The organism is Aquimarina litoralis (assembly GCF_019295435.1).
GTDB lineage: Bacteria > Bacteroidota > Bacteroidia > Flavobacteriales > Flavobacteriaceae > Aquimarina > Aquimarina litoralis_A.
Genome location: NZ_WEKL01000009.1, coordinates 92,923 through 106,116, shown reverse-complemented (window position 1 = coordinate 106,116; position 13,194 = coordinate 92,923). Strand labels below are relative to the sequence as shown.

Below are 13,194 nucleotides of genomic sequence, written 5' to 3'. Positions count from 1 at the left end.
ATTATTGTATTGCTGCTAAAATATTCCATGCAGTCTGAATATCATCTTTATTCAAATACTGCTGTGCAAATTTATGAATTTCTATTAGGTTAGCATCCCGAATTTTATCCTTAATATCACTATTGTTATTAACAAAATCTTTTGCTTTGTTCATTTCAGGGATGCTTTCTACATTACCAAGTTTTCCCAAATCATTTCCTGTAAAAACACTACTATTTTTAATATGATTAGGTAATAAATCAATCCCTATTCCGATTGTGCTTAAAGGTTTTGGCACTTCAAACATGCCCATATTAGCTCTTGAATACCAATTACCACCCATACGTGCTACCTGATCTATCTTATACTGGTCAATTTTACCATTCTCATCTAGTATCTCTTCTTTCACATGCATCAGCAAAACTTCACAAATAACTAGATTGCCTGCTCCTCCATGATCTCCTAATGCTATTACCTCATTTACTTTACATTCGAACTGAACGGGAGCTTCTGCCACTCTAAATGATTGTATCTTTTCTGAAGGTAACATTGTCAAACCAGCTTTCTCAAACTCGTTCACCCCTTCTGGATACTCAGTGCTCGATAATGACATTTGCTGAACAATATCATAATTCACAATATTAATCACCACTTCCTTAGTTGCTAATACGTTTTCTAAGGTATGCTTGGTAGAGTTGTCTCTTACTCTTCGTGCAGGAGAAAAAATTAGTATCGGCGGATTCGCACTGAATACATTAAAAAAACTAAATGGAGAAAGGTTGGAATTCCCATCCTTATCTATAGTACTTGCAAAAGCTATCGGTCTTGGACCAATAGCGCCAAGCATCATTCCGTGTAATTTTCCTGTGGAAACTTCTAAAGGATCAATTTGTATCATATATAAATCTATTACACAAAGATAATTAAACTTTAACTCGATTAAAGCTCATTTATTTGGTTTTACTTACCTTGGTATAAAACAATAAAATCGTATAAAAACGTTTATATTTAGGACTTGCAATACACTTTTTATGAACTTTTCTGACGAACGTAATTTAGCTAGTTACTTTATAATATTTGCAGTTCTTGTAATTACAGGTCTTGTATTATGGAACACTTCCTTATTTCTACAGCGATTAAAAAAGGATGAAAATATTAAGATGCAGGTTTGGGCGCAATCTTTTAAAGCTTTGAGCAGCTCAGGAATCGACGGATCTGACAATCTTAGTCTCGATGATTATCTCGAATTATCAAATCTAATTAATCGCACTAACAATACAATTCCAACAATTATTACTAATGCCGAAGGCAACCTTATAAAGGATTCAAATGGTAATATTGACATTCAGGGCACAACACTAAATTTATCTGAAGATATTTCTGAAACTGAATTAATAGAATATTTGGAAAACATGAAATCCGAAAATGAACCCATAGTTTTGGATCTTAAAGACACCGTACAATATGTATATTATGGAAACTCTTCTATTCTAAATAAATTAAGATACTACCCAATAGCAATTGCATTAATTATCTTTCTGTTAATAGGAGTTATTTATTTCTTTTTCACCACCTCTAAAGCAAGTGAACAAAATAAGCTATGGGCAGGTATGGCAAAAGAAACTGCTCATCAGATTGGAACACCACTTTCTTCATTAGTTGGATGGAATGAAATTTTAAAAGTGGAACAAGTAAATCCAGAATACATCGTAGAAATAGAAAAGGATATTTCGAGATTGAAAGTTATTACCGAACGTTTTTCTAAAATAGGTTCTATACCTAATCTGGAGGAAGCAGACATTGTTAAAGAAACCAGTGAAGCATATATATATCTGCAGAGCAGAAGTTCGAAACTGATTAATTTCTCTATAAACATACCAGATGATGAATCGATTCCTGTGCTTCTAAATTCACAATTATATAGTTGGACAATTGAAAATCTAGTCAAAAATGCAATCGATGCCATGCGTGGAAAAGGAGATTTGAATATTGATCTTTCTCAAGACAGTAAACGTGTGTATATTAGAATTACCGATACTGGAAAAGGAATCCCTAAAAGTAAGTTTACTAAGATTTTTGAACCTGGTTATACTTCCAAAACTAGAGGATGGGGACTCGGGCTTTCTTTAGCAAAAAGAATCATTGAAGAGTATCATTCGGGAAAAATTCGTGTGCTAAGATCTGAAATAGGTAAGGGTACAACTTTTCAAATTACCTTAAGCAAATATGATGCTTCTAGTATAACATAATGTTTTTCTATGCGTTATCTTTTAAAATAAATGCAACGTGAAAACCGAGTATATCATTTTAAAAAACGCCATTCTAAACAACAATTGCCCTGAATGTTACGCTACAAAAAGTTTACAACTTTCTTTTAAACAAAAAAAGGTACTTTCTAAATTTTACATTAAAACAGAAAAAGAAGTTATAGAAAGTATGGATTGCCAAAAATGCGGAACAAATATTTATCCTGGTCGATGGACCGATGATATTGAGAGAGTATATGAGTATCATAAAAAAACAATAGATAAAAAATCAGCTGGGATTAGATTTACAAAATTATTTTATCTGCTATTGTTTTTGGCTATAGTTATTTGTGCATCAATTATTTACACATACATATCTTTCCCTGAATATTTTACGGTATAAATAATCTCTATAAATATCCACTCATCACCACACGTAGGTCATCAGGAATTGTAAAAGTTTTGTCTATATTAAAATCAAAACATACAGCCACATCATTACCTATAGCGCATAAAACATCTTCATTATTATAAAGCTCATGATACAATCCAAAGCTTGAATTTTTAATATATGCAACCTTTGTTTTTATCAATACATTCCCTGGAAAAAATAACGGGTTTTTGAAATCGCATTTTGTAGAAACAAGCATTGGACCTTTTTTTGTTTCTGAATGCATTTTTGCCAAACCAGACACCTCCCAAAACTGAACACGTGCACTCTGCATATACTTCATGAAATTCACATTATTTACGTGTTGATAGGTATCCATTTCACTCCAATCAATTCGAAGTTGTAGTGAAAGTTTAAACTCTGAAGAGGTGTTCATTTTATAAATTAGATTGAATCTTTTCGGCTAATTGCTCAAATTCATCTTTGGTCATTGATACCTTATGTTGAAATGTCATTTCTCTCATATCATTAAGAGGTATTAAATGCACATGAACATGCGGTACTTCTAAACCAACTACCGCAACTCCAACTCTTAAGCAGGGTACTGTTTTTTCTATTGCTTTTGCTACTTTACGAGAAAAACGCATTAGCTCTATATAGGTTTCCTCATCAAGATCGAATATTTTATCTTCTTCTTTTTTTGGAATACATAAAGTATGCCCTTTAGCATTAGGATTGATATCCAAAAACGCATAAAAGTTCTCATCTTCGGCGACTTTATAAGAGGGTATTTCGCCAGCAACTATTTTCGTGAACAGGGTAGACATTCGTTTAAAAATTTTGGTTGGTTTATTGTTACGAAATATAGAACATTTCTATGAAAATAAAGGTTATAAAAAAACCTTTCTCAATTTTTTAAGAAAGGTTTTTCGTAATTGATAATATCTTCTATTCTCTAGTGATTTCTACAACGTCAAATTTCATAATTCCATTGGGAACTTGAATTTCGGCAACTTCACCAACACTTTTACCTAAAAGACCTTTCCCTATTGGTGAATCTACTGAGATTTTTCCTGTTTTAAGATCTGCCTCACTTTGTGCTACCAATTTATATGTCATTTGGGCTCCATTCGTTTGATTCTTAATCTTTACGGTAGAATGTATTAGTACTTTTGATGTATCTAATTGTGATTCATCTATAAGACGAGCTCCAGATAATGTTTCTTCTAGCTTAGAAATTCTCATTTCTAATAACCCTTGCGCTTCTTTTGCAGCGTCATATTCTGCATTTTCACTTAAATCTCCTTTATCACGTGCTTCTGCAATTGCCTGTGATGCTTTAGGTCTTTCTATATCTTTAAGGTTATTTAACTCGTCTCTTAACTTTTTTAGCCCTTCTGCAGTGTAATAAGATACTTTGCTCATAACTTCATCGTTTATATAAATACAAAAAATCCCATAGTTATGGGACTTTATCTTTAAACAAATATAAGAAAAAATAATACCGAATCACATTTTTGATTAATTTGGTGGTTTAAAAAATCCCTATTGGAACAAATGAAAAAAATACTCTTCATATTATCCATTTCGCTTTGTATCATTTCTTGTAGTAGTGATGACAATCGTTCAAATAATCCCAATCTTCCTTCAATTAGTTTTAATCATACGGTAAATTTAGATTTGCCACAGTTTAATGACCTTAAATTCCCAGGAAATTCTGAAGTCATTAGGATTGAAGGAGTAGGTATTCAAGGAGTTATTATATATAATGTGGATAATACTTTATATTCTGCTTTTGAACTCAGTGATCCTAATATTCCTCCAAGTGACTGCTCAGCACTGAGCATAAATGGTATTAGAGCTGAATCTAATTGTGGTAATGATAACGCCTATGAAATTATTAATGGTCAACAATTAGAAGGTGAAGGAGGGTTTCCTCTCTTAAGATACCAGATCAGAAGGGAAGGGAATATTTTGGTAATTTCTAATTAAAAGTAGCTAATCCATTGCTAAGATTAATAAGTTCTAGATCATTCCTTTGTTCTTGAATAATCTGTATAGCTCTTTTGCTACGAACACCAGACTGACAACAAACCACTATTGGTTTGCTGTTGTTCAACTCCATTGTGCGATCCAAAATGTTTTCTAAAGGAATATGCGTACCACCAATATTAAAATGATCAAACTCGGCAGAAGATCTAACATCTAAAATTTGATAGTTTTCTAAATGCTGCTTTAATTCAGAAGCAGAAATTTMCTGAATAGTATCAGAACTTATTCCGCAAAAGAAGTCGTAATCCTCTTCTAGTTGGTCTATTTCGATGTCATGATTTTTCTTAAATGCAATGACCTGTTGTTGCATGGTTAGCGTATCAAAATAAAGTAATTTCCCTTTCAATACTTCTCCAATTCCGGTAATCATCTTAACAACTTCATTGGCTTGAAGACTTCCGATAATGCCAGGAAGTACTCCTAAAACTCCTATATCCGAACAGTTAGGCACCGCTCCAGGAGCTGGAGGAGTTGGAAATAAACAACGATATGTTGGTCCATCTTGATAATTTAACACAGAAACTTGTCCTTGAAACTTAAAAATAGATCCAAATACTAGTGGTTTATCTGCTATTACACAGGCATCATTGACTAAATATCTTGTTGGAAAATTATCACTTCCATCAACTATAATATCATATGCTGAGAATAGTTCTACAGCATTGTCCTTATCTAATACTTCTTCATATACCTTAAAAAAGACAAAAGGATTTAAACCAGATAATCGTTCTGAAGCTACTCTAGCCTTTGATTTTCCAACATCATCTATAGTATACAGAATTTGTCTTTGTAAATTTGTTTGATCTACTACATCATTATCAATAATTCCAATTGTTCCTATTCCCGCAGCAGTTAGGTACTGTAAAATTGGACATCCTAATCCACCTGCTCCAATTACCAAAACCTTGGCAGATTTTAATTTTTCTTGCCCTTCAATACCGATCTCATCTAATAAAATATGGCGACTATATTGAATATTCTCTTCTTTAGTAAGCATCATATTACATCAAACTTGCAATTTTATGGTAAAATTAAGCAATTAATAAAGAGTTTTAATTCTAAAAAATATTGTTTTACTTGTGGTATATAAATATTATCTAATAAACCTCAATATAGATTCCTAATTTACTTTTATGAAATTATTTAATAAACAAATTGATCCTAATCTAATCATTGCGGTTGGTGTTCTAATTGCTAGTTTTTCAGCACTTTTTGTATATATGCGTCAGGCTTCGATTATGAGTGAACAAACTAAAATCCTTTTACAACAAACTAAAGCAAACGCCTGGCCTTACCTAGATCTTTCTTATTCTTATAACAGCAGTGGCAACAATGATTTGAATAAAATTTTTTCTTTTGCGCTCCATAATAAGGGTATTGGTCCAGCAATTATTCAAAATGTTTCTATTATTTATAATGACACTTTAGTGCATAATTGGGAGGAGTTTCATAAGAAACTACAAATTAATGATTCCTTACTAGAAATTGGATACAACAATTCTTCTATTAGTAACAAGGTGATTTCTCCCAATGAAAAAATCAGGTTTATTGATTGGTCGGAAAATCCAGGATTAGCAGATATCATAAGAAAAAAAGCTGGCACAATAAAAATTAACGTTTGCTATAAATCTGTATTTGACGAATTTTGGAGTGTAGAACGAATTGGTTTTGATGGAATTACTAAGGAGATTACCTATTCTCAACCTGAAACTTGTTCTTCTAATACAGCTACTTTTGAGGATTAAATAAAACGTACTATTGCCAATTATGCGCCCAATCTTTCCAAACCACTTCTAAACCTTTAGACTTTAACATAGATACTACTTCCTCGGTAGAGCGTTCATCTGATATTTCGAACTGTTCTAAAGATTGAGGTTCTACAGCATATCCTCCAGGATTTGTTTTGGATTCTGCACTTATAGAAGTAATACCAAGATTCACGATGTTTTCTCTAAAAACTTCACTTTCGCGAGTGGACATAGATAATTCCACATCTTCATCCAATAATCGAAATGCGCATATCAATTGAACTAAATCCGAATCAGTCATTTCTACTTTTGGCTCCAGTCCTCCACTATGAGGTCTTAATCTAGGAAATGATATGGAATATTTTGTTTTCCAATACGTTTTTTGAAGATATTGAAGATGTAAAGCGGTAAAAAAACTATCCACTCTCCAATCTTCTAGACCAAATAATGCTCCTAGTCCTATTTTGTGAATTCCTGCACGCCCTAATCGATCTGGAGTTTCTAATCTATAGTCAAAATTCGACTTTCTCCCCTTTGGATGGTGTTTTTTATACTCATCTTTATGATACGTCTCTTGATACACCAAAACAGCATATAAACCACTATCTATAAGTAATTCGTAGTCCTCTTGATCGAGTGGTTGTACTTCTATCGTGATATTAGCAAATTTCGACTGAATTAATCGTATTGCATTATCTATATAGGACACTCCTACAGTTCTATTAGCTTCTCCAGTAACCAATAAAATATGATCATACCCTTTAGATTTTAGATATGTTACTTCCTTAAGTATTTCATCATCTGTTAATGTTCTTCTAGGAATTTTGTTGGTCATACTAAAACCACAATAGGTACAGATATTTTGGCATTCATTACTAAGATACATTGGCGCATACATCTGTATTGTATTTCCAAATCGTTTCTTAGTAAGCTGATAACTTAACTGCGCCATTTGTTCTAAAAATGGTTTAGCTGCAGGCGAAATTAAGGCTTTAAAATCCTCGATAGTTCTTTTGGAATTATACAATGCATGTTGAACATCCTGCTCATTTTTTTGTAAAATATCAGAAAGTACGTTGTTCCAATCAAACTTGTCGAATATGTTTTTGAAAGATGTGTTCATGGCTGTTCGCTTTTTGCAATTAGCTCTTAGCTAACTTTTACTTTTGAATGTAGAACGTTTAACATTTTTCTTATCTCAACAATTGTAATATTTAAAATTTTGAATTGCTCTTCCTCTATGTATCCTATATCCTTTGAAAATTCTATCAAATATTCAACTTCGGCAGCTGAGCCTGCCGCTATATTTAGAAAATTTGCAAACTCCTTTTCTGAATATCGTCCTGTTCCTTCTACAATATTAGTTGGTACAGAAAGAGCTGCTCTTCTTAATTGAGAAATTAAACCAAACATTTCCTCTTTGGGAAATTGTTTAGTAACCTTATAAATATCAATAGAAAATTGATGTGCTTTTTTCCATACTTGATAATTTCTAAAATTCCTCATTCTTTAATTTTAATATAATTAAAAATAGATTAATGCTAACAGCTTAAGGCTAAACAGCTAATTACTTTCTGAAAGAAAACTTGTTAATGGGCTACTTGCTTCTGCATGTTTTTTAACAGGAGCTAWTTTTGCATTATAAGCTAATCGCCCTGCTTCGACAGCCATCCTAAAAGCATTTGCCATAGCTACAGGATCTTGGGAAACTGCAATTGCTGTATTTACCAGTACCGCATCTGCACCAATTTCCATAGCAAAAGATGCGTGAGATGGACTACCAATACCAGCATCTACGATTACCGGCACATTGCTTTGATCAATGATTATTTCCAAAAAATCAAACGTTTTTAAACCCTTGTTACTTCCTATTGGAGCTCCCAATGGCATTACGCATTGTGTTCCTACCTCTTCTAATCTCTTACACAAAACTGGATCAGCATGAATATATGGCATCACCACAAATCCTAATTTCACAAGTTCTTCAGCTGCTTTTAACGTTTCGATTGGATCTGGTAGTAAATACTTTGGATCAGGATGAATCTCCAATTTAATCCAGTTTGTTTCCAAAGCTTCTCTTGCCAATTGCGCCGCAAAAATAGCTTCTTTCGCATCTCTAACTCCCGAAGTATTCGGTAATAAATTAATTCTAGGATGATCCAAATGACTTAAAATATCATCTTCATCGTTTTGAACATCTACTCTTTTAAGAGCTACGGTAATCAATTCGCTTTCTGAAACCAATAACGATTCCCTCATTAGATCAGATGAGCTAAATTTTCCGGTACCCGTGAATAATCTAGATGAAAATTCTTTATCTGCAATTTTTAATGTATCCATTTTCTAACCTTTTGCTTCCAGCTTATTAGCCACTAGCACTTTTATATGTTGTATTTTTTCTTCTAATTGCTCTTGATCAGTTAGCATTCCAGAAACTGCAATTCCAGAAATACCGGTTTCGATAATGCCGGCAATATCATCTTCTACAATACCACCAATTGCCACAATAGGTATTTCTATTTCTTGAACTCTTAATTCTGAAATAATAGACCGATATCCTTCTAGCCCTAGAATAGGACTTAATTTTTCTTTTGTTGTAGTATACCTAAAAGGTCCAAGCCCAATGTAATCTACACCATCATTACTATGTTGTATACAATCCTGTAAAGTATTTGCTGTTCCACCAATGATATAATTATCTCCTAAAATTTCTCTAGCATCTTTAGGGTTCATATCTTTCAATCCTAAATGCACTCCATCTGCCTGCGACGCTTGCGCTATACTAACACTATCATTTACGATCATGATAGCTCCATACTGGTCGCAGATTTCTCTGCATTTCAATGCTGTATTTAAAATAGTTGCGGCATCTACATTTTTAAGACGTAATTGCACCCATCTAACTCCAGCTTCGCAGACTTCTCCAATATGTTGTAAATGTTCTTGCGGAGAATTTCCTTGCGATATATATTGTAAATTAGTTATCATAAGAATTAAGTAGTTATGGAGTTAAGAATAGCTTTACAATAGCTATTCAACAATTTACTGACTTCAATAATTAAATTAGTTTCATTACTAACATCTTGTGCATATTTCAAATCTTTAGTAAGAATTATATAATATCTACATTCTTCCAATGAGCCTTGAGCAATATTGAAAAATCTAAGCTTGTCTTTCACCCCTTTCTTTTTATAACCTTCTGCTATGTTAGCAGCAATAGAAACCGAAGCTCTTCTAAATTGATTAGAAAGGCCATATACTTCGGATTTGGGAAAACCTTCTGTCAACTTATATACTCTTAAGACAAATTGATGTGCTTTTTGCCACACAATAAGACTCTCAAATGATGTTGACTTTTCCATTTTACTTAATTTCTATCTTCTTAACTTCTCTTAATTTCTTCAACTACCTAGCTTCTAAAACCTATGATATCCTAATAATGTTCTATTAGAGTTTAATACCTTTTCTGTATATTTTTTTCCTCTAAAGCATGCTTTTAGCAAAGGAAAACCTAACGCTACATAAGCTGTGATCGCTGAAGATAACACACAACCACTACCGTGCTTTTCAGTAATATTATTCGCTTTAGGATTTAATGTAAAATATCTACCTTCCATCGTATACAACTCATCTTTGCCGATCATTTCTTTACGATGCCCTCCTTTTAAGAATAGATTTGTATAGCCCGAAATATGATTTATTGTCTCTTCGATATTCTTATCCTTGTATAACCTTTCAATCTCTTCATAATTAGGAGTAATTAAGTATATCTTTTTCAAGACTTCTTCAAAGGAGCGATTATCATTTTTAATAGATGAATGAAAATCAAATGAAGAACTTGATCTTAATACCGGATCTAATATGATTTTAATCTGATTATTTTTTTGAAGTAAAAAATCAATAATTTCATTTAATACCTCCCAATTCTGAACAATACCAATCTTTACAAAGTCAATCTTCATTTTTTTAAAAAGAATAGAAATTTGACTTTTCATTACTTCTTTATCAATCCAAATACACTGGTCAAAATCTGTATCATTTTGGATAGTATTTGCAGAACATACCGCTAGTCCATAACATTTTAAAGCTTCGAATGTTTTAATATCCGCAGTTAATCCAGCTCCTGATGACGGATCAAAACCTGCTATTGTAAGTACATTAGGACGCTTTTTCATACATCTTTAATTCGTGATTCTTACAACAGAATCATGAACACCTTTAATCTGAATAAAACTTTCTATTGGATCTTCTGAATTCCAAACACCACCTAAAATCCCAACACCTTTAAATCCTAAATCATAGGTTTTTTGCAGTGTAGTTTCATTAATTCCTCCCATTCCGATAATCGTATGGCTCATATCTGTAACATCAAAACCTTTTCCTTCATAACCAGCTTTAGAGATAGAACCAAAAACAGGACTTAGCAAAACATACTCAAAGTCAGCCTTGCAATCCATAATATCTTCTTTTGAATGGAAAGAACTTGTTACAGAAAAACCTTTATTCCTATACACTTGAATAGTCACTTCCAAAGCATCTTCTAAATCAATTCGTGCTTGTTCTTGAAGATGTATTCCTCTTAAGGCATATTCTTGTGTTAACTCAGGAAATTGATGTGTCATAATCTTATCATGATACTTCGTATCGATCTGTTCTAATAAAGAACGATACCCATCAATGGTAAATGTTGGTTTACGAAGGTGTAATACTTCTAAACCTTCTTTAAACAATCGATTGATTTGTTCTGCTTCATTGGACAGAACCCTTTCTGATGTGAGTACTATGATCATTTTTTAACTATTGGGCAAAGGTTTCGGTTATCAGGTTACAAGTTTCGGGTATGTAGTTTCCCAAATTCTGAAACCCACAAACCCGATACCTGATACCTGTATATCTTATAGATAAACTTCGCTTCCTTTTTCTTTAAACTCTTCTGCTTTTTCCTGCATTCCTTGCTCAAAAGCTTTTTGATCATCAATCTCTTTTTTAGCAGCATAATCTCGAACTTCTTGAGAAATTTTCATCGAACAGAATTTAGGTCCGCACATACTACAGAAATGAGCGATTTTTGCTCCTTCGGCAGGTAAGGTTTCATCATGATATTCTCTCGCTCTTTCTGGATCTAAAGCCAAATTAAATTGATCTTCCCAACGGAACTCAAATCGAGCTTTACTCAATGCATCATCTCTATGCTGTGCTCCTGGATGTCCTTTTGCAAGATCGGCAGCATGTGCTGCTAACTTGTATGTAATTACTCCAGTTCTCACATCTTCTTTATTTGGTAATCCTAAATGTTCTTTTGGAGTAACATAACATAACATTGCCGTTCCATACCAACCAATCATAGCAGCTCCAATTCCTGAAGTGATATGATCATATCCTGGTGCAATATCTGTAGTTAAAGGTCCTAATGTATAAAATGGAGCTTCTCCACATGCTTCTAATTGCTTATCCATGTTTTGTTTAATCATATGCATAGGCACGTGACCTGGACCTTCAATAAAGGTTTGTACATCATGCTTCCAGGCAATTTTTGTCAATTCACCTAAAGTTTCTAATTCTGCAAACTGAGCTTCATCATTGGCATCTGCAATACTACCAGGACGCAAACCATCTCCTAACGAAAATGCCACATCATAAGACTTCATAATCTCACAAATCTCTTCGAAATGAGTGTATAAGAAACTCTCTTTATGATGTGCTAAACACCATTTTGCCATTATCGAACCTCCTCTAGAAACAATCCCAGTTACTCTTTTTGCTGTCATCGGTACATAAGCTAAACGAACTCCAGCATGAATTGTAAAGTAATCCACTCCTTGTTCAGCTTGCTCGATTAAAGTATCTCTGAATATTTCCCAAGTAAGGTCTTCTGCTTTACCATTTACTTTTTCCAAAGCTTGGTAAATAGGCACTGTTCCTATAGGTACTGGAGAGTTACGTACAATCCACTCTCTAGTTTCATGAATATTTTGACCCGTAGAAAGGTCCATTATATTATCTGCTCCCCAACGACAAGCCCATACTGCTTTTTCTACTTCTTCTTCGATACTAGAAGTAGTTGCGGAGTTACCAATATTAGCATTAATTTTAACTAAAAAGTTACGTCCTAATATCATTGGTTCAGCTTCTGGGTGATTGATATTAGAAGGAATTACCGCTCTTCCTCTTRCTACTTCTTCTCTTACAAACTCAGCAGTAATTTTCTTAGGAATACTTGCTCCAAAATCCTGACCAGGATGTTGTTTAGCAATTCTAGTTGCTTCCTCGATTTTTTGATTCTCACGAATGGCAACGTATTCCATCTCTGGGGTTATAATTCCTTGTTTCGCATAATACATCTGAGAAACATTTTTTCCAGCTTTTGCTCTTTTAGGTTTTCTCAAATGATTAAATCTTAAATGATCTAAACTTGAATCATTTAACCTTTGATTACAGTACTCAGAGGAAAAACTATCCAATTCTTCAACATCACCACGATCTAAAATCCATTGTTCTCTGATACGTTCAATTCCGTTATGTACATTAATTTCCTTAGATGGATCTGTATAAGGGCCACTCGTATCATACACAACAACAGATTCATTTGGCGTTTTCTTACGAGTCATTGAGTCCACTGTATCACTCAATTCAATTTCTCTCATTGCCACCTTGATCTGTGGGTGAATATTTCCTTCTACGTAAACTTTTTTCGAATTAGGAAAAGGTGTAGTGGTGATTTTTCCTTGCTGTGGTGCAGTATCCTTTTTCTTCATAAATGTATCATTTTAGCTTTTGA

17 protein-coding genes are annotated in these 13,194 nt (G+C 33.3%); 4 read left to right on the top strand and 13 right to left on the bottom strand.

Annotation, left to right across the window (positions count from 1 at the left end; genetic code table 11):
* Position 1 precedes the first annotated feature (1 nt).
* Positions 2–877 (bottom strand): flavin reductase family protein, encoded by an 876-nt coding sequence (locus GBO31_RS07160; protein WP_219007649.1) that lies wholly within the window; start codon positions 875–877, stop codon positions 2–4.
* A gap of 133 nt (positions 878–1,010) precedes the next feature.
* Between GBO31_RS07160 and GBO31_RS07155 the strand changes: the two genes are divergently transcribed.
* Positions 1,011–2,228, top strand: coding sequence for a sensor histidine kinase (locus GBO31_RS07155; protein WP_219007648.1), 1,218 nt, complete (start codon positions 1,011–1,013; stop codon positions 2,226–2,228).
* 37 nt (positions 2,229–2,265) lie between these two features.
* Positions 2,266–2,628 carry a hypothetical protein gene (locus tag GBO31_RS07150; protein WP_219007647.1) on the top strand — a complete coding sequence of 121 codons (363 nt, stop codon included), beginning with the start codon at positions 2,266–2,268 and terminating at the stop codon, positions 2,626–2,628.
* A gap of 7 nt (positions 2,629–2,635) precedes the next feature.
* On the opposite strand, the gene GBO31_RS07145 is transcribed toward GBO31_RS07150, so the two are convergent.
* The 3 genes from GBO31_RS07145 to greA all read right to left on the bottom strand — a co-directional run bounded on the left by GBO31_RS07145 (position 2,636) and on the right by greA (position 4,041).
* A complete protein-coding gene (locus tag GBO31_RS07145; protein WP_219007646.1) occupies positions 2,636–3,052 on the bottom strand; it encodes an acyl-CoA thioesterase in 417 nt (138 codons plus the stop codon).
* Between the two features lies 1 nt (position 3,053).
* Positions 3,054–3,443, bottom strand: coding sequence for an HIT family protein (locus tag GBO31_RS07140; protein WP_219007645.1), 390 nt, complete (start codon positions 3,441–3,443; stop codon positions 3,054–3,056).
* Positions 3,444–3,564: 121 nt separating this feature from the next.
* Positions 3,565–4,041 carry a transcription elongation factor GreA gene (gene greA, locus GBO31_RS07135; RefSeq protein ID WP_219007644.1) on the bottom strand — a complete coding sequence of 159 codons (477 nt, stop codon included), beginning with the start codon at positions 4,039–4,041 and terminating at the stop codon, positions 3,565–3,567.
* A gap of 132 nt (positions 4,042–4,173) precedes the next feature.
* On the opposite strand from greA, the gene GBO31_RS07130 reads away from it, so the two are divergent.
* Positions 4,174–4,608 carry a hypothetical protein gene (locus GBO31_RS07130; RefSeq protein ID WP_219007643.1) on the top strand — a complete coding sequence of 145 codons (435 nt, stop codon included), beginning with the start codon at positions 4,174–4,176 and terminating at the stop codon, positions 4,606–4,608.
* Here GBO31_RS07130 and moeB read toward each other — a convergent pair.
* A complete protein-coding gene (gene moeB, locus GBO31_RS07125; protein ID WP_219007642.1) occupies positions 4,601–5,668 on the bottom strand; it encodes a molybdopterin-synthase adenylyltransferase MoeB in 1,068 nt (355 codons plus the stop codon). The genes GBO31_RS07130 and moeB overlap by 8 nt on opposite strands.
* A gap of 133 nt (positions 5,669–5,801) precedes the next feature.
* Here moeB and GBO31_RS07120 point away from each other — a divergent pair, with 133 nt between their 5' ends.
* Positions 5,802–6,413 (top strand): hypothetical protein, encoded by a 612-nt coding sequence (locus GBO31_RS07120; RefSeq protein ID WP_219007641.1) that lies wholly within the window; start codon positions 5,802–5,804, stop codon positions 6,411–6,413.
* A 10-nt stretch (positions 6,414–6,423) separates the two neighbouring features.
* On the opposite strand, the gene thiH is transcribed toward GBO31_RS07120, so the two are convergent.
* The 8 genes from thiH to thiC all read right to left on the bottom strand — a co-directional run bounded on the left by thiH (position 6,424) and on the right by thiC (position 13,171).
* A complete protein-coding gene (gene thiH, locus GBO31_RS07115) occupies positions 6,424–7,539 on the bottom strand; it encodes a 2-iminoacetate synthase ThiH (RefSeq protein WP_219007640.1) in 1,116 nt (371 codons plus the stop codon).
* Positions 7,540–7,565: 26 nt separating this feature from the next.
* Positions 7,566–7,922, bottom strand: a complete 357-nt coding sequence (locus GBO31_RS07110) for a four helix bundle protein (RefSeq protein ID WP_219007639.1) — start codon at positions 7,920–7,922, stop codon at positions 7,566–7,568.
* A 57-nt stretch (positions 7,923–7,979) separates the two neighbouring features.
* Complete coding sequence (locus GBO31_RS07105; RefSeq protein WP_219007638.1) at positions 7,980–8,756, bottom strand: thiazole synthase; 777 nt, start codon at positions 8,754–8,756, stop codon at positions 7,980–7,982.
* A 3-nt stretch (positions 8,757–8,759) separates the two neighbouring features.
* Complete coding sequence (locus GBO31_RS07100) at positions 8,760–9,404, bottom strand: thiamine phosphate synthase (protein ID WP_219007637.1); 645 nt, start codon at positions 9,402–9,404, stop codon at positions 8,760–8,762.
* 5 nt (positions 9,405–9,409) lie between these two features.
* A complete protein-coding gene (locus tag GBO31_RS07095) occupies positions 9,410–9,778 on the bottom strand; it encodes a four helix bundle protein (RefSeq protein ID WP_219007636.1) in 369 nt (122 codons plus the stop codon).
* 54 nt (positions 9,779–9,832) lie between these two features.
* Positions 9,833–10,591, bottom strand: a complete 759-nt coding sequence (locus GBO31_RS07090; protein WP_219007635.1) for a hydroxymethylpyrimidine/phosphomethylpyrimidine kinase — start codon at positions 10,589–10,591, stop codon at positions 9,833–9,835.
* Between the two features lie 6 nt (positions 10,592–10,597).
* The gene (locus GBO31_RS07085; protein WP_219007634.1) at positions 10,598–11,206 is read right to left on the bottom strand and encodes a thiamine phosphate synthase; all 609 of its coding nucleotides are present in this window, start codon (positions 11,204–11,206) and stop codon (positions 10,598–10,600) included.
* A 105-nt stretch (positions 11,207–11,311) separates the two neighbouring features.
* On the bottom strand, positions 11,312–13,171 hold the full coding sequence (thiC, locus tag GBO31_RS07080; RefSeq protein WP_219007633.1) for a phosphomethylpyrimidine synthase ThiC: 1,860 nt from the start codon (positions 13,169–13,171) through the stop codon (positions 11,312–11,314).
* Between the last annotated feature and the right edge of the window lie 23 nt (positions 13,172–13,194).